Here is a 21662-nt window from a genome sequence, read left to right as displayed (position 1 = left end):
GATGCATCACATCGCCGAGCAGCCGCGAGGTCATCGTTATGGATCGCGATGAAGGAAACGTGCGCCGTTTCGCGGGCATTCGCCCAGCAGCGAGGTGGCCAACATGATCCGGCCCAGCGCCACCCACGCGGAGCCGAAGTACGTCGGATACTGCCGCTGCAGCGCCGTCGCCTGATCGAGTCGCGTCGCCGCGGCGTCGTCGTCACCCGCCGCGTCGTCGGCCGCCGCGGCGGCCACCAGAGCCACCGGATGCTGCCAATCCCCTGCAGGCGTTCCGTCGAGGTTGCGCAGGCCGGGCACATCGCCGGGTGCCGCGACGATGGTGCGCATCCCGGCGGCCACGGCGCGGTCGTCAGGATCGCAGGACTCGGCGAATCGGATCGGCACGCGCGCGGCGTCCAGGCCGAAGTGCACGGGTCCGCCGCCCGGCGCCTGCGTCGGCACAGCATGGCCGGCCTCGTCGACAACGGCCCAGTCCGGCGGCAGCGCTCCCCCGCCGATCAGCTGCCAGCTGAGCACCCGTTGGGATCGACTGACCTCACGCCATCGTTGGTCCGCGGAAACCTGCAGGAGCTCACGTTCGGCGCGGGGACTGAAGTATCCCGGGTTGACGGAGAACGGCGGTGCGGTCGCCCAATTACCTGCGACCACCATTCGGCCCGGCACCACCACCTGCTCACCGGGTGCGGTGCGACCACCGACGGGGACGCTCTCGGCGTTCAGGATGTCCCCGCCGAGCCGCTTGCCTTCCTCGACGAGATCGCGATCATCAAACCGGTTGCCCGCCAACAGAAGTGACCGCGCCACGTCGAGATCCGCATCGGCGGCGCTGTTGGGATCGGTGACGGCGCCGTCGACCCAACGCCACGAAAGCAACCCGTCGGGCCTGCGCAGATGCGACTTGGTCCAGTCCCAGATCGTTCGGAAGCGGGCCTCGTCGCCGACCGCGACGGCGATCAACATGCCGTAGGCCTGCCCCTCACTGACGACGTCGCCGCCCTCGTCCCGACGGATCACCCGCCCATCGTCCTCGACGTACCCGTCGAGGAATTCGCGGCCGGCCTGCACCGCAGCCGCCTCACGCATGCCCTGAATGTCGCTCGACGTGATCCGCGGGTCGAGCGCCTGAGCGATCCCCCACCCCGCGCCGATGACCACGATCAGCACCAGGATGTGCAATGCACCGATGCGCAGCTTGCTCACCATTGCCGTTGCCTCCTCAGGGTTTTCGCGACGAGGACGGCCGCGCCGACGATGACGACGGTGCACAGCACGGCTGGGATGGCCTTGCTACGCGACGTGCCCTCCCGCACGGTCTGCGACGGCGTCTTTTCGGGCACGCTGCCCGCAGCGGGCATCGTCAGGTCCGGCGGATCCAGCCGTGCGGCAGCACCAGGCACGTCATGCATCTGTTGCAGCAGCGGGCCGTCGGGCCCGTCGTTGAGAACGAGCGTCGTCGGTCCGCCGTCGGCCAACTCGACAGGTAGCCGCCATTCGTGGCCGTTCGCCGTCACCGCCGCGTCGTACCGGCCCGCTGGCATCGGTGCGTAGCCCGTGATCAATCCGTACTGCGCATTGTCGGCAAGAACAGTCGGCTCGCCGCCAGGCGGCGTCAACGTCAGGCGGACCGCCCCCGCGACGCCTGCCGCATGCAACAGCCGTACCGCGGAACCGTCCGGCGCACTGTCAGGGGCGAGTTGGGCTGCCACATCAGCGGATTCGGCCGCCGAGAACAACGCGAGTGTGTAGGCGCCGCCGGGCATGACGGTGAACGCCTGGCGCATCTTCGGCGCGCCGCCACGGTCGCCCACCGTCATCATGACATAGGTACCCGCCGGCATCGTTCGATACGCCGCAGGGTCTGGCCCGGCACCGGCGTGAACCGAACCGCCCGCGCCCCCGTCGATTCGCACGAACTCGATGTGGTCAGCGGGTGCCGTCTTGCGCATATCGGCAACCCGCACCGCCGCAGGCCCCCCGGGAGCCGCGGGCGAACCCTCGCCCAGACCGACATCCGTTGCGCCGGCTGGGAATCGGATACGAATCCTGTCACCGTCGATCTCCGCGGACTCGACCGCGAATGGCTCACTTTGACGATCGAAGAATGCGGCGATCCTCTGCAGCTCGTCCGGCGTGCCCCGTAGCGTGAGCTCGCGCTGCGGCGTTCCAGCAATCCTCTCCGCGTCTGTCGACGAAAAGCCATCGAGCACAACGGGTTGCGTCGACGCCAGGACAGCCAGACCGGCGACCACTCGCTGGTCAACCGTGCGCGACTGCAGCGCCGCACGCGCGTCGGGGTTGCTTGCCGCATCGAGACGGGCTGCGACCTGGCTGCCGAACGCGGGTACCGCAGCAGCCGACGGTTCCGACGAGGATCCGGTGTCGACGCGCAGGATGTCGACCCGCTTACCGCCGGAACCGAAAGTCGCCACCGGGCGCGCGTGCGACATCGCATCGGTGAGGACGCCCTGGTCGGGCATGTTGGCGCGCATCGACGCCGTCGACACCACCCACTCGTAGTCGGCCCAGCCGCGCGGTGCCCAGTTCTGCACCTGCTGGTCGGTGTCGACCTTGTAGGACCAGACGACATTGCGCCGGTCGCGCCCGTCGTCCACCAGATCGACCCACAACGCGTCATCGACGATGAGCCGATCCGGTTTGGGCACGTTCTGGTTGATCCATTGTTGCGCCTGACGCATCGGCGCATCGTTGTCGGCCACAAGCACGCTGTGATAGCTGGGTAACCACAGCGATACCACCACGGAAGCGAACAGCACGGTCGCCGCCACGGCGGCGGTCCGCAGGTAACGGGCATAAGGCCGCGGCGCCTCGAGACGGCGGCGCAGTCGAGCCACTGCGGCCTCGCCGATGCCCGCGGCCAGCAGCGCGATGAACGGTACGGCGGCTATCACGAACGGCACCGGTAGATAGCCGGGCCGCACCACCGTGACGACCAGGATCAGCAATCCGACCGCGAACGGCCTGACGCGTTCAATGACCAACCCGGTCAACGCGATCGGGGCGCCGAGCCAAGGCAGCACGGGATCGAGTGCGAGCCACTCGTCGATGGTGTGTCGTTTGAGCGACTGCGGATCGCCGAGCGCACCGCTGTCCTCGCGCTGCCACAGCTGAAACTTGATGCCCTCCCACAGGCTCACGTGGCCGGGACCCGGCAACAGCTCACCGCGCACCACCGCCATCAGCGCGTAGGTGCTGACCACCACGCCGAAGACGGCGGCGAAGACGGTCAGCGCGTATCGACGGGTGGCAGGAGCCGTTTTGATCCACACCAGCCATGCCAACATCGGCACGAACAGGAACATCGTCTCTTTGGTCAGCACACAGATGCCGAAACATGCTGCGGCACCGAAGATCGCGGACAAGCGGTGCCGAGGCGAACACACCAGCACCAATGCGCCCAGCAGCCATGCGATCGCCAGGTTGTCGAGGTATACCGAACGACTCAGGGAGATCGCCAGCGGCGACACCGCGTAAACGGTCACCGCGGCCGCGGCGGCCATGCGCGACATCCCGATTCGTCTGGCCAACGTCCAGAGCAGCGCCGCCGTGAGCACCGCAACCAAGGCCACCAGGTACCGGCCCGCGACCACCGCGCTACCGCCGAATTCGTTGCCTACGAACAAGTTCCACACCGCCAGCTGCAGCCAACCGGCGGGCGGGTGGTCGTACCAGTAGGTGTAATGAGCGAGCTCACCCCATTCGGTGATCGCATATGCCTGCGCGACGTAGGTTCCCTCGTCGTCGAGGCGCGTCGGTGAACCGGTCAGGTTGATCAACCGCGGTATGGCGGTCAGCAGCAACAGAACGGCGACCAAAGGGATCGACGGATTCAGCCTTCTCAGTCGGTTCATGCCGCGATCCGTTCCGGTTCGGCGGTCCGGTGGGCGTTGGCGTGTGACGTCTTCTCCCAGCCGCCCTGGCCCCTGCTCTGACGCCACACCGAGCGAACGGCGGCCGCGGCCAGCAGCAGCTGGTACGGGAACGCGCCGAGCACGAGCCGCAGGTGATCCCAGAGCCGGATCCGGATGCCGAACTCCTTGCCGAACTCACTGAGCGCTGCCGACTCGACGGCCACCGTGACGAGCGTGGGCGCCAACGGCAGAAACGTCAGCAGGGTCATCGGAACCGGCACCTTCAGCACGAACATCGATGCGATCGCGATGGGGAGCAGCGCACCGGTGGCCGCCTGCAGGAACGGCATCGCCAGCGTGTAGCGCGCCAGGAGGCGCTGGCGCCTGCTTGGCAGCTTGCGCCATTCGCCCTTGCGGTATACCTGCATGAATCCCTGGTCCCACCGGGTGCGCTGTTTGACCAGTGCGCGGACGGATCCGGGCGTCTCCTCCCGCGTCACGACCTTGGGGTCGTAGGCCACCGCAACGCGCGCCCCGCGGGTCGACAGTCGCACCCCGATTTCGCAGTCCTCTGCCAGACAATTGCGGTCCCAGCCGCCCACCGCGCGCAGCAGTTCGGTGCGGACGAACACCGTGTTGCCGCCGAGCGGGATGAACCGCTGATCGGCGTGGAAGTGCAGGCGCGACCGGAACCAGAAGTAGTACTCGAGGCAGTTGCGCAGCGACCACCAAGTCGAGCGCACGTTCATCAGCTGCACACCGGCCTGAACGACGTCGGCGCGGGACTCCTCGAACCGCGCCTCGACGAGCCGTAACAGGCGCGGGTGTACCTCGTCCTCCGCGTCGAAGACGCCGACGATCTCACCGCGACAGGCCGGCAGCGCGGTGTTGAGCGCTTTCGGCTTGTTCTTCGGAATGTTGTCGTCGATGACCACCCGCACTGTCCGCCGGTGCCGCGCGGCGGCGGCGCGGGCGACCCGTTCCGTGTCGGGGTCGTCGTGACCGATGATCACGATCACCTCGTAGGACGGATGATCCAGGCGCGCCAGCGCATCGACGGTGTCACCGAGCACATCTTCTTCGTGCCGTGCGGGCAGCAGCAACGAGAACGAGCGCGGACGCCGCGCAGACCGCCGACGAAATCCGGTTGACGCCAACACGTCTGGACTGCGCCACGCGTGCAGCATCCACCAGAGCGTGGTGGCGGCCACGATGAACAGCGCCGACGACACCGCGATCAGCAGGCCGTACAGGATGAACTGCGGCCACGACGCCTCATCCGGGCGTTGCGCCTGTGGCACCGACGACGACGGAGGCTCCGCCGAGACCGCCTGCACCCCGTCGGCTTGGGGTAGCGCACCTCCCGAGGCGCCGACAGTGCGATCGCCGGGCGCGTGCGGGGCGGGTACCTGCTGAAAGCCGGAGGAGCCGTCGTCGGTGGTCAACGAAGGCACCGAGGGCGGTGCACCGGAATCGCTCTCGCCACCCAGTACACGTCCGCCGAATACGACGAACGCGATGAACATCAATAAAACGGCGCCGAATACGACGCCGCCACGGTTAACGCGGGCCATGAATTTGCCTCAAGATTTGGTTTTTGCACCGGCGACTGCGCCGGGCATTCGTGCTCAACATGCAATGGATCGAATGGAGCTTTCCTGGACTATTTCGCGTGGTGAGCCGATGCCGTTACCCGGCAAAGTAATTCGTCGCCCTTGCCAACTGCGGATACGACGCGCTCACGCGGGGCGCCGCAACGGAATGCGAAATGGTTCACACGTGCACAGCGAACGGCCGCCAAGGCCTCATCGGGCGTTGGAGACCCCGGTCTTGCCCTTCAGACTAGAACACGTTCTAATTCAGTCATGGACTACGGGCTCGTACTTTTCAGCAGCGACCGGGGCATCGACCCGGCATCAGCCGCCAAGCTGGCCGACGAACATGGCTTCACCACGTTCTACGTGCCCGAACACACGCATATCCCGGTCAAGCGGGAGGCCGCGCATCCCACGACAGGCGACGAGTCCCTGCCCGACGACCGCTATATGCGCACCCTCGATCCCTGGGTGTCGCTGGGCGCCGCCTGCGCCGTCACCTCGCGGGTGCGGCTGTCCACGGCGGTGGCGCTGCCGGTCGAGCACGACCCCATCACGCTGGCGAAGTCGATCGCCACGCTGGATCATCTCTCCGGCGGTCGCGTGTCCCTCGGTGTCGGATTCGGTTGGAACACCGACGAATTGGCCGACCACAACGTGCCGCCCGGCCGGCGCCGCACCATGTTGCGCGAATATCTGGAGGCCATGCGGGCGCTGTGGACTCAGGAGGAAGCCGAATACGACGGCGAGTTCGTCAAGTTCGGGCCCAGCTGGGCCTGGCCGAAGCCGGTCCAGGCGCACGTGCCGGTGCTGGTGGGCGCGGCGGGAACCGAGAAGAACTTCAAGTGGATCGCGCGCTCGGCCGACGGCTGGATCACCACACCACGTGACTTCGACATCGACGCGCCGGTCAAGCTGCTGCAGGACACCTGGGCGGCGGCGGGCCGGGACGGCGCACCGCAGATCGTTGCGCTGGACTTCAAGCCCGACCCCGACAAGCTGGCCCGGTGGGCCGATCTCGGGGTCACCGAGGTGCTGTTCGGCCTGCCCGACAAATCGGCGGACGAGGTCGCGGCGTACGTGGAGCGCCTGGCAGGCAAGCTCGCCGCGCTGGTCTAAACGCTGAGCGAGGCGGTGTTCTTCTTGCCGTCGGAGGTGACGGAGATCGCCGCACCGATCGGGTCGCCGTCGCTCATCAACGCCACCAGGTCGTCGTCGGTGGTCAGTGCCATGAACCGGCTGCCGTCTGCGTCAAGGCGTCCGATGATGACGCCCGTTCGGACCGGCCAGTCGTAGCGCACCGAGTACGTCTCGATGGTGCCGCGCCCCTCGACGTTGCGGGTGACTGCCACCTTGGGCAGCGCAGCGATATCCGCCTGCAACTCCTTGCTGCGGTCCGCGGCCCAGTCGCGTGGCTCGGTCGAGTACACCCCGACCGAATACTTGGTCATGATTCCGCCGTTGGCGCCGACGAGGCCGAATGCGCCTGGCTTGTCCCGCAATTCAGTGACCGTCTCGGCGATACCGTGGAGGGAATAGCTGTTGCCGGGGCCGCCGAAATACGGCAGGCCGCCGGTGAGCGTGAGGCCGCGCGGATCATTCGGCGCCACGCCGAACTCGTCGCACACCGAGAAGACGGGGAACGGGAAGCAACTGTAGAGATCGAATGTGGTCACTTCGTCGATGCCGATGCCCGCCACCCGAAGCGCCTCTGCCACAGCCTGTTTCGCCGAGATACTCACACTGAGATCGACCCGGTTCAGCAGGTCTTGTTCGATTTGATCCGCGTGGCCGTGCAGGTACACCCACTTCTCCTCGGCCACCCCGAGTCGGCGCGCGGCCGACACCGACATCAGCAGAACGGCCGCACCCTGGTTCACCTGATCGCGCGCCACCATCAGGCGCGGATACGGATCACAGATCATCCGGTTCTCGTCGGTGACGGTCATCAGCTCGTCAACCGAACGCTCGACCGGTGAGGACGAAAACGGGTTCTTGGCAGCAACTTTGGAGAACGGCGAGAAGAGCTCGGCCATGCTGCGCAGGTAGTCCTCGACGCTGAGGCCAAGTCGCGCGCGACGCGCGTTGTCCAACAGCCCGTACTGCACAGGTGCACCGGTGAGCCCGTGCGTCACGGTGTACTCGCTCATGTACTGCTCGAAGCCGTAGCCGCGGTCCTCGAGTTGGCCACCGACGGTCTCGCTGTGGTCCGGTTTGTCGTCGCGGCGGGCAAAGGTCCGCAACGTGGAACCGTTCTCGGAACCGAGGACCAACGCGACCTCGATGTCGCCTGCGGCGATCGCCCCGGCGAACTCCGTCACCAACTTCTGCGGTCCGTTGCCGCCGATGGGCTCCAGCACCGCACGCTTCGGGTCGGCCCCGATCCGGCGCGCCACCGATCGCAGGTAGTTGTCGGAGCAACCGAGCGGCGGCTTGGTGTAGGGCGTGCAGATCTCGAACTGCCGGAGTCCGGCGAACACCTCGATCGCGCCCGCGACGGTGGTCGATTCCACGCCGGTATCGGCGAGCGCGGCCTCCGCCGCGGCCGTCGCCAACTCCACCGCTGACATGCCCCGATAGGAGGGATCGTCGATGCGCTCGGTGAACTGCCCGACACCGACCAACACCGGCGTACGCGGATCGACCGCCATGACAGACCTCCTGACACGTGTCAATTTGTCAGGCTAACGGATTGTTAGAACGTGTTCCTAATTCTGCGGCGCACTTCACGCCACCAAACGCGAAACTGTCCCGTACCTACGGTGCGGGTCCAGCCAGATCGCGGATTCCGGCGGAATCGCGATCTGGCCGCGGCTTCGGTGAAGCCTTACAGGCTCTGCAGGATCTCCCGCGCCAACTTGGCGGTCTCCGACGGGGTCTTACCGACCTTGACGCCGGCGGCCTCCAGCGCTTCCTTCTTCGCCGCGGCGGTGCCCGACGAGCCCGACACGATCGCGCCGGCGTGGCCCATCGTCTTACCCTCCGGCGCGGTGAAGCCCGCGACGTAGCCGACGACCGGCTTGGAGACGTTGGCCTTGATGTAGTCGGCCGCCCGCTCCTCGGCGTCGCCGCCGATCTCGCCGATCATCACGATGATCTTGGTGTCGGGGTCCTTCTCGAACGCCTCGATGGCATCGATGTGGGTGGTGCCGATGACTGGGTCACCACCGATGCCGATGGCCGTCGAGAAGCCGAAGTCCCGCAGCTCGAACATCATCTGGTAGGTCAGCGTGCCCGACTTCGACACCAGGCCCACCGGACCGGGGCCGGTGATGTTGGCCGGGGTGATACCCGCCAGCGCCTCGCCCGGCGTGATGATGCCGGGGCAGTTGGGGCCGATGATCCGGGTCTTCTGCCCCTTCTCGACGTTGTAAGCCCACGCATATGCGCTGTCCTGCACCGGAATTCCCTCGGTGATGACCACCAGCAGCGGAATCTCGGCGTCGATGGCCTCGATGATCGCGTCCTTGGCGAACTTCGGCGGCACGAAGACGACCGACACGTCGGCGCCCGTCTCCTTGATCGCCTCGGCGACCGTACCGAAGACCGGCAGCTCGACGTCGTTGCCGTCCTTGTCCTTGTGCGACACCGTCGTTCCGGCCTTGCGCGCGTTCACGCCGCCGACCAGCTGGGTGCCCGCCTTGAGCATCAGCGCGGTGTGCTTGGTGCCCTCACCGCCGGTGATGCCCTGGACGATGACCTTGGAGTCCTTGTTCAGAAAGATCGACATTGCTTGAAACCCCTTAAGTCCCTTACTTGTTCGCCAGCTCGGCGGCTTTGTCGGCACCCTCGTCCATGGTGTCGGCCTGGATCACCAGCGGGTGGTTGGCCTCGGCCAGGATGCGACGGCCTTCCTCGACGTTGTTGCCGTCGAGTCGGACCACCAGTGGCTTGTTGGCCTCGTCACCGAGGATCTTCAGCGCGTTGACGATGCCGTTGGCGACGGCGTCGCACGAGGTGATGCCGCCGAACACGTTCACGAACACGCTCTTGACCTGAGCGTCGTTCAGGATGACGTCTAGGCCCGCGGCCATCACCTCTGCCGAGGCGCCGCCGCCGATGTCGAGGAAGTTGGCCGGCTTCACACCACCGTGCTTCTCACCGGCGTATGCGGTGACGTCGAGCGTCGACATGACCAGGCCCGCGCCGTTGCCGATGATGCCGACCTCGCCATCGAGCTTGACGTAGTTGAGGTCGTGCTCCTTGGCCTTGAGCTCCAGCGGATCCGTCGAATCCTTGTCCTCGAACTCCGCATGGTCGGGATGACGGAAGTCGGCGTTGCCGTCGAGGGTGACCTTGCCGTCCAACGCGAGGATCTGATCGTCGGGCGTCCGCACCAACGGGTTGACCTCGACCAAGGTGGCGTCCTCCTTGACGAACACCTCCCACAGCTTGGCAATGGTCACCGCCGCGGAGTCGAGCACCTCGGCGGGCAGGTGGCCCTTCTCGGCGATCTCGCGGGCGAACGCCACGTCGACACCCTTGGTCGCGTCGACGGGCACCTTGGCGAGCCGGTCCGGCTTGGTGGCGGCGACCTCTTCGATCTCCATGCCGCCCTCGACCGAGCACATCGCCAGGTAGGTGCGGTTGGCGCGATCAAGCAGGAAGGAGATGTAGTACTCCTCCGCGATGTCGCTGGCCTCGGAGACGAGCAGCTTCTTGACGATGTGGCCCTTGATGTCGAGACCCAGGATGTTCTGAGCGTGGGTGAACGCGTCGTCGGCAGTCGCCGCGTACTTCACGCCGCCGGCTTTACCGCGGCCGCCGGTCTTGACCTGAGCCTTGACCATGACGGGCTTGCCGATTTCCTCGGCGATCGCCTTGGCATCCTCGGCGGTGGTCGTGACGCGCCCGGGCGTGGTCGGCACGTTGTGTTTAGCGAACAGCTCTTTGGCTTGGTATTCGTAAAGATCCATGGGCTCTGAAACATCCCTGTCTGTCGAGCGGTGAGGTCGAAGGTTTCCCCCTGGCGGGCTCGGGGGAACTTTATCCACACGGGGCCGTGACCTCTGAACCGCCTACCTCTCATGTGGTGGATCTCACCGCAGGGCTTGGGTGATACAGGTCACATTAATCGGCGGAATACTCCTTCGGGTTGCCACCAACATTGGGATTTGGTTAACGTGCCTGTGGTCTAGGTAGATAACGAACTGATCACGAGCAGAGGGAATTCCAGGTTGGCACAGCACCGTTCGTCCCGATCTCCGAGAGGAGTCTCGACGAAACGGCAAACCCTCAGCCGCGTCCCCGAGCACGCTGCCGAAGTCACCGACATCATTCCGTTCAACGAATTCGGCGACCTCGCTGACCTCGACTTCTACGAGAACAGTGCCTTCGATCGCGAGGCGCGCATCCACCGTGCACCCGAGCTCGACGACCTGAACGACACCGAGGACCAGCTACCGCTGCCACTGGCCGTTCCGTCGGAATTCCGCCGTGATGCGCGCGACGAACGCCCGTCCTCGCACGCCTACCGCGACAGCCACACCGACGTCAGCGACGGCATGGCCGCGACCGATGTCATCGCCATCGCCGGCCGCGGCGGGGCGCACCGGAAGCAGGAAGTGCCCATCAGGGGCCGGTTGATGGTCGCCGCGATGGCGGTCGGCGCAACCGCTGCGGGAGCGTACACCATGGCCAACACGACGAAGGAAGCTCCGGGCACTGTGCTGGCGTCGGATCACGACGTGATGGGCGGCGGCGCGATCGTCGGCTCGGCCGACGGCATGCAGATCGTGAGCGTCTCCTCGACGGTTGATTCGTCCGTGCACGCCGAGGAGGTCACCAAGGCCGCCGCATTCGCCAACGAGCGCGCGGAGCGCGAGGCCCGGCTGCAACGCCCCATGTTCGTGATGCCCACCAAGGGCACATGGACGTCCGGGTTCGGGTACCGCTGGGGCGTGCTGCACGGCGGCGTCGACATCGCCAACTCGATCGGCACGCCGGTCCTCGCGGCCTCCGACGGCGTCGTCATCGCCGCAGGCCCGACGGGCGGCTACGGCAACTGGGTCAAGCTGCGGCACGCCGACGGCACCGTCACGCTGTACGGCCATCTCAGCGCGTGGAATGTCGAGATCGGTCAACGCGTCTGGGCCGGTGATCAGATCGCCAAGATGGGCAACACCGGAAACTCGACGGGTCCCCACCTGCACTTCGAGGTGCTGCTCAACGGCACCGACCGGGTCGACCCCGTCGGCTGGCTCGCAAAACGGGGACTCTCGCTCGGCAATTACTCTGGCTAAGTGGCCGGTGACAGTCGAAGTGACAGTGACGAACCCAGTTCCGCACGCATAATCCGTCGACACCCCACCGGTGAAATCCCCGCCGGCGCGGAACCGCAGACGTCGATCATCCGTCGCCATCCGACCGGCGAGTTTCCGGTTGCCGAGGGCGCAGAGCCGCAAACAAGTTACATACCGCGGGCCAGGCCGTCGGCCATCGTCCCCAAAACGCCATGGCCCAATCCGCGCTTCGCAATCGCGACGGCTGTCCTCGGCATCCTCAGCGGCTGGGCGACCGCGGTCATCGCCACCGACCTGATCACCGGTTGGTGGGAGTCCGACCTGTTGTTCTGTGTCGCCATCGCGTTTCTGACCGCGATCTCCGCGGCCGCCCTCATCGCCGGGCTGATCGGGCTGCTGCTGCGCCGCCGGGTGAGTCGACTACTGCTCGTTGTCGGCGCCGTCATCGCGCTGCTGATCTTCTCGAGCCTGTTCGTGGCCGGAGCCAAACTGCCGCCTGTCGTCTACGCGATCCCCGCGCTACCGCTGGCCACGATCGTGTCCGCGCTGCTGCCCGGTACCGGACGGTGGGCCAGACCCTAAGCGGTGCAACGCTATCCGCTTTTTCCAGGACAAGTTCGAGTAACGAGCTGCAAAAAGCGGATAGGGATCAGAGCTTGGACACCGGGGCGTGGTTGTGCATCAGCTTGACCCGTCCCGCGCTACCGAAGTCGATGAGCGACATCGCCGATTCACCGACGCCGGAGACCTCCTCGACGCGGCCGAGACCGTACTTGTCGTGGTTGACCCGATCGCCGGGCTCGAGCACCAGCAGCGGACGCTTCCCGGCACCGGAACGTGTCGGTGACGGGCGCGGCGTGCCGAACCGACCCGCCCCGCTCACCGGCGCGGGCATCGACGGACCCGGATCCGGCCTACGCCAGTCGATGAGATGCTGCGGAATCTCTTTGAGGAAGCGCGATTCCGGGTTCAGCATCGGTTGGCCCCACGACGAGCGGACCTTGGCCCGGCTGACGAAAAGCCGCTGACGGGCGCGGGTGATGCCGACGTAGGCCAGCCGCCGCTCCTCGGACAGTTCGGTCGGATCGCCCAGCGCCCGCATGTGCGGGAACATGCCGTCCTCCCACCCCGTGACGAACACGACGGGAAACTCCAGCCCCTTCGCGGTGTGCAGCGTCATCATGGTCACCACACCCGCGCCGTGCTCGGGGAGCTCGTCGGCGTCGGCGACCAGGGATACCCGTTCCAGGAACTTGGCGAGCACGCCGGTGTCGGGGATGTCCTCGTCCTCGACCTCTCCCAGCGCCTCGGCGTTGGCCAGATCGGTGCTGAATTCGTGTGCGACGCTGACCAATTCGTTGAGGTTGTCCAGCCGCGCCAGATCCTGCGGATCACTCGACGATTCCAGTTCGGTGCGGTAACCGGTGCGGTCGAGCACCGCTTCGACGAGCTCACCCAGTTCGCCGTCGAGGCCACCACGCAGTTCGTCGAGCATGGCGACAAACCCCGCGATGGCCTTCTCCGAGCGGGTGTTCAGCATCGGCACCTTGCCCTCGGCGGCCGCCTGCAGCGCGTCGTTGAAGCTGCAGCCGGTGTTCTCGGCGTACACGGCCACACACGCCTCGGCGCGGTCACCGATACCGCGGCGCGGGGTGTTGAGGATGCGCCGCATGCTGACCGAGTCGCCGGGATTGTCGAGCACGCGCAGGTACGCCACGATGTCGCGGATCTCCCTGCGCTCGTAAAAGCGTACTCCCCCAACGACTTTGTAAGGAATGCCGGCGCGGATGAAGACTTCTTCGAGGGCGCGCGAGGAGTTGTTGGTGCGATAGAAGACCGCGACGTCGTTGTAGTTGATCTCGCCGCGGTCGACCAGCGCGTCGATCTCCCCTGCGACGAACCGTGCCTCGTCGTGCTCGTTGTCGGCGACGTAGCCGACGATCAGCTCGCCCTCGCCGGAGTCGGTCCACAGCCGCTTCTCGCGTCGACCGGCGTTGCGCGAGATCACCGAGTTGGCCGCCGACAGGATATTCTGCGTCGAGCGGTAGTTCTGCTCCAGCAGGATCGTTGTGGCGTTTGGGAAGTCGCGCTCGAAGTCCTCGATGTTGCGGATGGTGGCGCCGCGGAAGGCGTAGATCGACTGGTCGGCGTCGCCCACGACGCACAACTCGGCCGGGGGCACACCGTCTTCGGTGTCCCGCCCAACGAGCTCACGCACCAGGACGTACTGCGCGTGGTTGGTGTCCTGGTACTCGTCGACCAGGATGTGCCGGAACCGCCGCCGGTAGTACTGCGCGATCTGCGGGAAAGCCTGCAGCACCGCGACCGTCTCACCGATGAGGTCGTCGAAGTCCAGGGCGTTGGCCGCGCGCAGCCGCCGTTGGTACTCGCCGTAGACCTCGGCGATGATGCGGGGCAGGTCCTCGCCGGCCTCCGACGCCTCGGCCGCGGCCTGTTCTGGGCCGATCAGCTCGTTCTTGTGGTTCGAGATTCCGTTGGCCAGCAAACGCGGTGAGTAACGCTTGGTGTCCAGGCCCATGTCCTTGCCGATCATCAGCAGCAAACGCCGCGAGTCGTCGGCGTCGTAGATCGAGAAGTTCGAGTTGAGCCCTGGCAGCAACGAGGCCTGGTTGCGCAGGATCCGCACACACGTCGAGTGGAACGTCGACACCCACATCGACCGTGCCCTCGGGCCCACCAGGCTGACCACGCGTTCGCGCATCTCGGCGGCGGCCTTGTTGGTGAACGTGATGGCCAGCACCTGCCCGACGCCCACCTCGCGGGCGGCAAGCAGATAGGCGATCCGGCGGGTCAGCACAGCCGTCTTGCCCGACCCCGCTCCGGCGACGATGAGCAGCGGGGACCCCTCGTGCAGCACCGCCTGACGCTGCTGGGGATTCAGCCCGTCGAGCAACTGATCGGTCTCGTTGGTCGCGGAAGATAAAGACATGTCATCTGTGAACTTACCGCTGTCCAGCGACATCTTTGCGCGGGCGTGGTCTAGATGGCACACTCTTCACATGCGAATGCAGCAAGGACGATTTTTCTACGGGTGTCCGCCGGCGGTGCCCGTGGTCTAGCTGCTCAGCAGAGCCCCGGTCCGTTCCGGATCCGGGGCTCGTCTTTTGTGTGAGGCCCGCATCCGGATGGACCGGATCCCCACACAAGAGAAGGCGAGAACACGACTATGACGATCGAAGCTGAACACTTGCAAACCATCGACGAGCTGCGTCAAGAGATCGACCAGCTGGACGCGGCGATCCTCGAAGCGGTGAAACGCCGCACCGAGGTGTCCAAGCTCATCGGCAAGGCCAGGATGGCGTCCGGCGGTACCCGCCTGGTGCACAGCCGTGAGATGAAGGTCATCGAGCGCTACAGCGAACTCGGACCCGAGGGCAAAGACCTGGCGATGCTGCTGCTGCGCCTGGGCCGCGGTCGTCTCGGCCACTAGACCCCACCTCAGCGACTTCGGCGTGCTGGGTCACGCTCAGCGAGACTGCGCACGCCGAAATCGCTACCGCAGCGCCTCGGTCAGCCACGGCGTCAACCACTCCACAGCTTCCGGTGTGGGGTGCACCCCGTCGCTGCGCATGCGGATGCCGTCGACCCAGTTGGTGTAGACCCCGTTCGGCCCCAGCTTGTCGTTCAGGTCGAGCAGCGTGACATTGGGGCGCTTCTTGATGACGCTGCGCAGCAACGCGTTCCACTCGTCGACGCGGTCGGGGTCGTCTTCGGGATACAGGCTGCCGTCCGGCTTCTCCGCCCGCCGGTTGTAAGGCTCGGTGGTGACGACGATCTGCGCGCCGGTCGAGCCGAGGATGTCCAGCGCACGATTGAGTTCGACACGCAGATAGTCCTGGTAGCTCGAGTCGTCGATGCTCGTCCACCGGCCTTCAACTTTCCGGTCGACGACCTCCCAGCGGCCGACGATCAACAGCACCACATCGGGCCGGTCGTGGTTGATGCGCTGTGACCACCGACTGGGCCACGCGTCGCACTCCGGCTTCTGGTTCAACGTCTGGCCGACGTAACGGTAGGGCCCGCCGCGGGCGATGCCACATCCGATCGTCGTGTAGTTGGTGAACGCGAGTCCCGGCGTCGGCGGCAGGTAGCGCATCAGCGTCCACGCGATCGAATCACCGAACACCGCGACGGTCCGCGTGCCGGGCTCGCGCGCCGTCGGCCTGCGCACTTCGACGGGTATCTCGGGCGCGACCAACGCGGCGGAATCGATCGAGGGCCCCAGCGGCACCTCCGACTTCACACCTACCGGCAACACCGTCATCGTCACGACCGCAGCGGTGGCGGCCGTCGCACCCGCCAGCGGCAGCATCGGCACGAACACCGGGCGCCAGCGCCGGACCGGCTGCTCCACCAGCCACCACGACACCGCGGCCAACGCGACCGTCACCGCGCAGCGCGCGGCGAACAGCGGCCAGCCCGTCCATCCCGTGCGCTGACCGTTGAGGGCCAGGAAGACCGGCCAGTGCCAGAGGTACACGCCGTAGGAGATGGTGCCGAGCGCGACGAGCGGCCGCCAGGCGAGGACGCGTGCGACGGGTCCCTCCTGCTCCAGCGCCACCGGCGCGATGACGAGCACGGCCCCGATCGCCACCACGATCAGCAGGCCGTGGCGGAAGTCGCTGACGCTGCCCGTCGCGTAGTGCGCCGCGGCCGCCAGCACCGCCACACCGACGAACGGCACGATCCGCGCGACGATGTGGCCCCAGCGCGTCCGGATCAGCGAGCCGCGGTCGTTGAGCACCGACCAGTCGCGCACCAGCAGGGCCGCGGCGGCCGCGCCGACGAGCAGCGCCTGCGCCCGCGAGTCGGTGCCGAAGTAGATCCGGTTCAGCGTCGAGTCGGTGGTGAGCAAGATGGACGCCGTCGCCGACGCGATGACGCCGGCGGTGGCCAGTAGGAAGACAGCCAGTCGCATCTGCGCCCAGAAGAACGCGGCGACGGCGATGAGCAGCAGCGGCCACAGCAGGTAGTACTGCTCCTCGACACCCAGCGACCAGGTGTGCTGGAGCGGCGACGGTGGCGCGCCCTGCGCGAAGTAGTCGGTCCGCTGGGCGACGAAGGCCCAGTTCGAAATCCAGAAGAACGCGGCGACGGCGTCGTCGCGCAGGGTCGCCGTGGATTCGGGCGAGAACAGGTCGCGGAAGGCCACCACCGCGAGCACCATCACGAGCAGTGCGGGCAGCAGGCGACGGGCCCGCCGGATCCAGAAGGCGGTCAGCCCGACGCGCCCGGTGTTGCGGTGTTCGTCGAGCAGCAGCGAGGTGATCAGGAAGCCGCTGAGGACGAAGAACACGTCGACGCCGAGGAAGCCGCCGGGCACTCCCGGAATGCCTCCGTGGTCGGCGAGCACGAGCGCAACCGCGACGGCCCTGATGCCGTCCAACGCGGGGATGCCCCGACGGCTTTCAGCGGTGCGCACTGCCGAAATCTTGCCCGCGCGAGCAGACGCGAAAACCCCCGACACGCCGAGAATTGGGGGGTTTTCGCGTCTGCTCGCCGGAAAACCGCTACTTCGTCAGCGCAATGTATTTCGTGTCGAGGTATTCCTCGATGCCTTCGATCCCGCCCTCTCGGCCGAAGCCCGATTCCTTGACACCGCCGAACGGCGCGGCGGGGTCGGAGATGACGCCGCGGTTGATGCCGACCATTCCGGACTGGATCGCTTCGGCCACCCGCAGCGCGCGGTCCAGCGACCGGGTGTAGACGTAGGCCGCCAGTCCGTATTCGGTGTCGTTGGCCGCCGCGATCCCCTGTTCCTCGGTGTCGAAGCCGGTGATCGGCGCGACGGGGCCGAACACCTCCTCCTTGAGGATGCGGGCGTCGGCGGGGACGTCGGCCAGCACGGTGGCGGGATAGAAGTTGCCCGGGCCGCCAGGAGCGACGCCACCCACGGCGACGGTCGCGCCGCGCGAGACCGCGTCGGAGACCAGCTCGGTGACGGTGGCGACCTGCTTGGCGTTGATCAGCGGGCCCAGCGTCGACGTCTCGTCGATGCCCTTGCCGAGCGTGAACTCGCTCATCCGCTTGACCAGCTTCTCGGTGAACTCCTCACGTAGCGAGTTGGCGACATGGAAGCGGTTGGCCGCCGTGCACGCCTCACCGCCGTTGCGCATCTTGGCCAGGATCGCGCCGTCGACGGCGGCATCGACATCGGCGTCGTCGAACACGATGAACGGCGCGTTGCCGCCCAGCTCCATCGAGGTGCGCAACAGCTTGTCCGCCGACTGCTTCACCAACGCCTTGCCGACGCCGGTCGATCCGGTGAACGTCAGCTTGCGCAGCCGGCCGTCGTTGATCAGCGCCTCGGTGACCGGGCCGGGGCTGCTGGTCGGCAGCACCGACAGCACGCCCTTGGGCAGACCGGCCTCGTCCATCAGCTTGGCCAGCAGCAGCATCGTCAGCGGCGTCTCCTGGGCCGGCTTGACGATCATGGTGCAGCCCGCGGCGAACGCCGGGCCGATCTTGCGGGTGCCCATGGCCAGCGGGAAGTTCCACGGCGTGATCGCGTAACACGGCCCGACCGGCTGCTTGGTGACGAGGATGCGTCCGGTACCCGCCGGGCTGGGGGTGAAGCGACCCGCGATGCGCACCGCCTCCTCGGCGAACCAGCGGAAGAACTCCGCGCCGTACTTGACCTCGCCCATGCTCTCCGGCAGCACCTTGCCCATCTCGAGGGTCATCAGGGTGGCCAGGTCTTCGGCGCGGGCGGTGATCTTCTCGAACACCGACCGCAAAATTTCGCCGCGCTCCCGCGCCGGGGTCGCGGCCCAGTCGGCCTGCACTGCGCACGCGGCGTCCAGCGCGGCGACGGCATCCTCAGCGGTCGCGTTCGCCACCGAGGTCAAGACCTTGTCATCGGAGGGATCGAGCACGTCGAACGTCGACGAACCCTGGCGCTCCTCGCCCCCGATCCACAGACCGGTGGGCACAGAAGACAGCAGCTTGGCGGTATCCATAACTCCCTCATTACTCCTTTGGTCATTTCGCCGCATTAGTGTCGGCTACATGACCGCCGACACCTCGCAGATTCCCGACATCACCACCACTGCTGCATGGCAGGCCCTGCAACGGCATCATGACGATATCGGCGACAAGTCGCTGCGTGAACTCTTCGCCGAAGATCCCGCCCGCGGGGCGGAACTCGCGCTCACGGTGGGCGATCTGTACATCGACTACAGCAAGCACCGCGTCACCCGCGAGACGCTGTCGCTGCTGGTGGACCTCGCCCGCGCGGCGGGCCTGGAGCAGCGTCGCGACGCGATGTTCTCCGGTGTGCACATCAACACCTCCGAAGACCGGGCCGTGCTGCACACCGCGCTGCGGCTGCCCCGCGGCGCCGAGCTGACGGTCGACGGGCAGGACGTCGTCGCCGACGTGCACGAGGTGCTCGACAAGATGGGCGACTTCACCGACCGGCTGCGCAGCGGCGAATGGACCGGCGCCACCGGCGAACGCATCAAGACGGTCGTCAACATCGGTATCGGCGGCTCGGATCTCGGGCCCGCGATGGTGACCCTCGGTCTGCGCCACTATGCGGACGCGGGCATCTCGGCGCGGTTCGTGTCCAACGTCGACCCCGCCGACCTGGTGGCCAAGCTCGATGGTCTCGACCCCGCGACAACGCTTTTCATCATCGCCTCGAAGACGTTCTCGACGCTGGAGACACTGACGAATGCGACGGCGGCGCGGCGCTGGCTCACCGATGCACTCGGCGACGCCGCGGTGTCGAAGCATTTCGTGGCGGTGTCGACCAACAAGAAGTTGGTCGACGATTTCGGCATCAACACCGACAACATGTTCGGCTTCTGGGACTGGGTCGGTGGCCGCTATTCCGTCGACAGCGCAATCGGTTTGAGCGTGATGGCGGTCATCGGCCGGGAGCGGTTCGCGGAGTTCCTTTCCGGGTTCCACATCGTCGACGAACACTTCCGCACCGCACCGCTGGAGTCCAACGCACCGGCGCTCCTCGGCCTCATCGGGCTGTGGTACAACGAGTTCTTCGGCGCGGAAACCCGTGCAGTGCTGCCGTATTCGAACGATCTGTCGCGTTTCGCGGCCTATCTGCAGCAGCTGACGATGGAGTCCAACGGCAAGTCGGTGCGTGCCGACGGCTCACCGGTGACGACGAGCACCGGCGAAATCTTCTGGGGCGAACCGGGAACCAACGGGCAGCACGCTTTCTATCAGCTGCTGCATCAGGGCACCCGGCTGGTACCCGCCGACTTCATCGGGTTCTCGCAGCCGACCGACGACCTGCCGACCGCCGACGGAACGGGCAGCATGCACGACCTGTTGATGAGCAACTTCTTCGCCCAGACACAGGTTTTGGCGTTCGGCAAGACCGCCGAGGAGATCGCCGCCGAGGGCACACCCGCGGACGTCGTGCCGCACAAGGTGATGCCGGGCAACCGGCCGTCGACGTCGATCCTCGCGACGAAGCTGACCCCGTCGGCGCTGGGCCAGCTGATCGCCCTCTACGAGCATCAGGTGTTCACCGAGGGAGTCATCTGGGGTATCGACTCGTTCGACCAGTGGGGCGTCGAACTGGGCAAGACGCAGGCCAAGGCGCTGCTGCCGGTGATCACCGCCGACGACTCCCCCGCCGAACAATCGGATTCCTCGACCGACGCCCTGGTTCGCCATTACCGCACCGAGCGCGGTCGGTCGGCTTAGCGAAATCGCGATTTCGGCGTGCTAAGTCACGCTCAGCGAGACCCAACACGCCGAAACCGCAAGTTATGCAGGGTTACGGGGCAGGGATGTTGATGCACCCGACGTTCGGGAGACATCCGCTGGCTCCACCCGGGCCGGCCGAACCGCCGGGTCCGACGGGTGACAGCGAGCCGCTGGCACCGCCGGGGCCAGCCGAACCACCGGGACCGTTGGGAATCACGCCGGAGGCACCGCCCAGGTCAGCCGTGCCGGCAGGGCCACCGGGGATGTTCACGTCGGCACCGCCGCCGGCGCCGGCATTGATGTTGCCCAGTGAGCTGCACGGCGATCCGTCAGCATTGACACAAGGCGGAGGCGGCGCCGGCTGAGCGCCGGCGATGGGCGCCGCGGCGATCGCAGCGGCCGCAGCACCCGCGAACAGGAAGGGCGTCAACTTCGTCAGTTTTGTGTTCATGGGTGTGGGCTACCACGTGCGCGAACCCACTAAACATGAAGCGCGTCTAAGCAAAACGACGTGCGAGCCGCGGCGGCATCACGCGCATCAACTGAACCAGCGGTGCCCACGGCCACCACGGGACGGCCGCGCGACCCGCCTCGCGCTCCATGGCGTCGACCATCGCCTTGACGCCGGTCTCGTTGTCCACCATCAACAATGTCGACGCGGACTTCGCCGTCATCTCCGATTCGATGTATCCGGGCTCCAGCGTGGTGACCTTGATGGGGCCGTTGAGGTATTCGGCGCGCAGCGACTCCCCGAGCGACGACACACCGGCCTTGCTCGCGGCGTAGGCGGCCTTCACTCCCGGCACACCCTTGTTGCCGAGCACCGAGGAGATCAGCACCAGGTGTCCGCCGCCGTCGGCGTTGAACATCTCGATCGCCGTCTCGATTTGCACAAGCGCCGCAATGAGATTCGTCTCGATGGTGGCCTTGTTCGCCCACAGCTTGCCCGATCCCAGCGGTGCGCCCTTGCCGATGCCCGCGTTGACGATCACGCGGTCGATGCCACCCAGTTCGTCGGACAGCTCGTGGAACACCTTCGGCACCTGCTCGTGGTCATTCACGTCGAGAGCGGCCACGGCCACCTTGATGTTGGGATGTTGCTCCAGCAGTTCGCGTTGGAGTTCTTCGAGCCGCTCGAGGCGACGCGCACACAGTGCGAGGTCGCGGCCCTTGGCGGCGAACGCGCGCGCCATACCTTCTCCGAGCCCTGAGCTGGCGCCGGTAATCAAGATCTTGTGCCGAGTCACGCGGTC

16 protein-coding genes are annotated in these 21662 nt (G+C 66.6%); 5 read left to right on the top strand and 11 right to left on the bottom strand.

Annotation, left to right across the window (positions count from 1 at the left end):
- Positions 1-36 precede the first annotated feature (36 nt).
- Genes G6N43_RS08005 through G6N43_RS07995 form a run of 3 tightly spaced genes read right to left on the bottom strand, consistent with a single transcriptional unit; the run spans position 37 to position 5446 of the window.
- Entirely contained in the window at positions 37-1206 is a 1170-nt protein-coding gene (locus tag G6N43_RS08005; protein WP_083149026.1) for a family 8 glycosyl hydrolase, read from the bottom strand.
- Entirely contained in the window at positions 1200-3872 is a 2673-nt protein-coding gene (locus G6N43_RS08000; protein ID WP_083149027.1) for an ArnT family glycosyltransferase, read from the bottom strand. Before G6N43_RS08000 ends, G6N43_RS08005 begins: the two co-directional genes overlap by 7 nt.
- Positions 3869-5446, bottom strand: coding sequence for a glycosyltransferase (locus G6N43_RS07995; protein ID WP_234809974.1), 1578 nt, complete (start codon positions 5444-5446; stop codon positions 3869-3871). Before G6N43_RS07995 ends, G6N43_RS08000 begins: the two co-directional genes overlap by 4 nt.
- A 291-nt stretch (positions 5447-5737) precedes the next feature.
- On the opposite strand from G6N43_RS07995, the gene G6N43_RS07990 reads away from it, so the two are divergent.
- Positions 5738-6586, top strand: coding sequence for an LLM class F420-dependent oxidoreductase (locus G6N43_RS07990; RefSeq protein ID WP_083149029.1), 849 nt, complete (start codon positions 5738-5740; stop codon positions 6584-6586).
- Here G6N43_RS07990 and G6N43_RS07985 read toward each other — a convergent pair.
- The 3 genes from G6N43_RS07985 to sucC form a co-directional block, all read right to left on the bottom strand.
- A complete protein-coding gene (locus G6N43_RS07985) occupies positions 6583-8118 on the bottom strand; it encodes an acetyl-CoA acetyltransferase (RefSeq protein ID WP_083149030.1) in 1536 nt (511 codons plus the stop codon). The genes G6N43_RS07990 and G6N43_RS07985 overlap by 4 nt on opposite strands.
- Positions 8119-8294: 176 nt before the next feature.
- Entirely contained in the window at positions 8295-9197 is a 903-nt protein-coding gene (gene sucD, locus G6N43_RS07980; protein WP_083149031.1) for a succinate--CoA ligase subunit alpha, read from the bottom strand.
- A 22-nt stretch (positions 9198-9219) separates the two neighbouring features.
- Positions 9220-10383 carry an ADP-forming succinate--CoA ligase subunit beta gene (sucC, locus tag G6N43_RS07975; RefSeq protein ID WP_083149032.1) on the bottom strand — a complete coding sequence of 388 codons (1164 nt, stop codon included), beginning with the start codon at positions 10381-10383 and terminating at the stop codon, positions 9220-9222.
- A 261-nt stretch (positions 10384-10644) separates the two neighbouring features.
- Here sucC and G6N43_RS07970 point away from each other — a divergent pair, with 261 nt between their 5' ends.
- Positions 10645-11709, top strand: coding sequence for a M23 family metallopeptidase (locus tag G6N43_RS07970; RefSeq protein ID WP_083149033.1), 1065 nt, complete (start codon positions 10645-10647; stop codon positions 11707-11709).
- Positions 11710-12291 carry a hypothetical protein gene (locus G6N43_RS07965; protein ID WP_083149034.1) on the top strand — a complete coding sequence of 194 codons (582 nt, stop codon included), beginning with the start codon at positions 11710-11712 and terminating at the stop codon, positions 12289-12291.
- Positions 12292-12358: 67 nt separating this feature from the next.
- Here the strand turns inward: G6N43_RS07965 and pcrA are convergent, their stop codons facing one another.
- The gene (pcrA, locus tag G6N43_RS07960) at positions 12359-14659 is read right to left on the bottom strand and encodes a DNA helicase PcrA (protein WP_083149206.1); all 2301 of its coding nucleotides are present in this window, start codon (positions 14657-14659) and stop codon (positions 12359-12361) included.
- Positions 14660-14896: 237 nt separating this feature from the next.
- Here pcrA and G6N43_RS07955 point away from each other — a divergent pair, with 237 nt between their 5' ends.
- Positions 14897-15160, top strand: a complete 264-nt coding sequence (locus tag G6N43_RS07955) for a chorismate mutase (protein WP_083149035.1) — start codon at positions 14897-14899, stop codon at positions 15158-15160.
- 63 nt (positions 15161-15223) lie between these two features.
- On the opposite strand, the gene G6N43_RS07950 is transcribed toward G6N43_RS07955, so the two are convergent.
- Both G6N43_RS07950 and G6N43_RS07945 read right to left on the bottom strand, forming a co-directional pair.
- The gene (locus G6N43_RS07950; RefSeq protein ID WP_083149036.1) at positions 15224-17152 is read right to left on the bottom strand and encodes an acyltransferase family protein; all 1929 of its coding nucleotides are present in this window, start codon (positions 17150-17152) and stop codon (positions 15224-15226) included.
- 88 nt (positions 17153-17240) lie between these two features.
- Entirely contained in the window at positions 17241-18689 is a 1449-nt protein-coding gene (locus G6N43_RS07945) for an NAD-dependent succinate-semialdehyde dehydrogenase (RefSeq protein WP_083149037.1), read from the bottom strand.
- 49 nt (positions 18690-18738) lie between these two features.
- Between G6N43_RS07945 and pgi the strand changes: the two genes are divergently transcribed.
- Positions 18739-20406 (top strand): glucose-6-phosphate isomerase, encoded by a 1668-nt coding sequence (gene pgi, locus G6N43_RS07940; protein ID WP_083149038.1) that lies wholly within the window; start codon positions 18739-18741, stop codon positions 20404-20406.
- 73 nt (positions 20407-20479) lie between these two features.
- Here pgi and G6N43_RS07935 read toward each other — a convergent pair whose 3' ends face one another.
- Together G6N43_RS07935 and G6N43_RS07930 are read right to left on the bottom strand one after the other, a co-directional pair.
- Entirely contained in the window at positions 20480-20860 is a 381-nt protein-coding gene (locus tag G6N43_RS07935) for a hypothetical protein (RefSeq protein ID WP_083149039.1), read from the bottom strand.
- A 46-nt stretch (positions 20861-20906) separates the two neighbouring features.
- Positions 20907-21656 carry an SDR family oxidoreductase gene (locus G6N43_RS07930; protein ID WP_083149040.1) on the bottom strand — a complete coding sequence of 250 codons (750 nt, stop codon included), beginning with the start codon at positions 21654-21656 and terminating at the stop codon, positions 20907-20909.
- Between the last annotated feature and the right edge of the window lie 6 nt (positions 21657-21662).

This window comes from Mycolicibacterium moriokaense (assembly GCF_010726085.1).
GTDB classification, from domain to species: domain Bacteria; phylum Actinomycetota; class Actinomycetes; order Mycobacteriales; family Mycobacteriaceae; genus Mycobacterium; species Mycobacterium moriokaense.
Note: the sequence above shows the minus strand (reverse complement) of the source record. Positions and strands in the feature narration are given on the sequence as shown.

Coding starts and splice junctions, on each gene's coding strand:
- G6N43_RS08005 (WP_083149026.1), bottom strand. CDS start 1,206: ATGGTGAGCAAGCTGCGCATCGGTGCATTGCACATCCTGGTGCTGATC.
- G6N43_RS08000 (WP_083149027.1), bottom strand. CDS start 3,872: ATGAACCGACTGAGAAGGCTGAATCCGTCGATCCCTTTGGTCGCCGTT.
- G6N43_RS07995 (WP_234809974.1), bottom strand. CDS start 5,446: ATGGCCCGCGTTAACCGTGGCGGCGTCGTATTCGGCGCCGTTTTATTG.
- G6N43_RS07990 (WP_083149029.1), top strand. CDS start 5,738: ATGGACTACGGGCTCGTACTTTTCAGCAGCGACCGGGGCATCGACCCG.
- G6N43_RS07985 (WP_083149030.1), bottom strand. CDS start 8,118: ATGGCGGTCGATCCGCGTACGCCGGTGTTGGTCGGTGTCGGGCAGTTC.
- sucD (WP_083149031.1), bottom strand. CDS start 9,197: ATGTCGATCTTTCTGAACAAGGACTCCAAGGTCATCGTCCAGGGCATC.
- sucC (WP_083149032.1), bottom strand. CDS start 10,383: ATGGATCTTTACGAATACCAAGCCAAAGAGCTGTTCGCTAAACACAAC.
- pcrA (WP_083149206.1), bottom strand. CDS start 14,659: ATGTCTTTATCTTCCGCGACCAACGAGACCGATCAGTTGCTCGACGGG.
- G6N43_RS07955 (WP_083149035.1), top strand. CDS start 14,897: ATGACGATCGAAGCTGAACACTTGCAAACCATCGACGAGCTGCGTCAA.
- G6N43_RS07945 (WP_083149037.1), bottom strand. CDS start 18,689: ATGGATACCGCCAAGCTGCTGTCTTCTGTGCCCACCGGTCTGTGGATC.
- pgi (WP_083149038.1), top strand. CDS start 18,739: ATGACCGCCGACACCTCGCAGATTCCCGACATCACCACCACTGCTGCA.
- G6N43_RS07935 (WP_083149039.1), bottom strand. CDS start 20,860: ATGAACACAAAACTGACGAAGTTGACGCCCTTCCTGTTCGCGGGTGCT.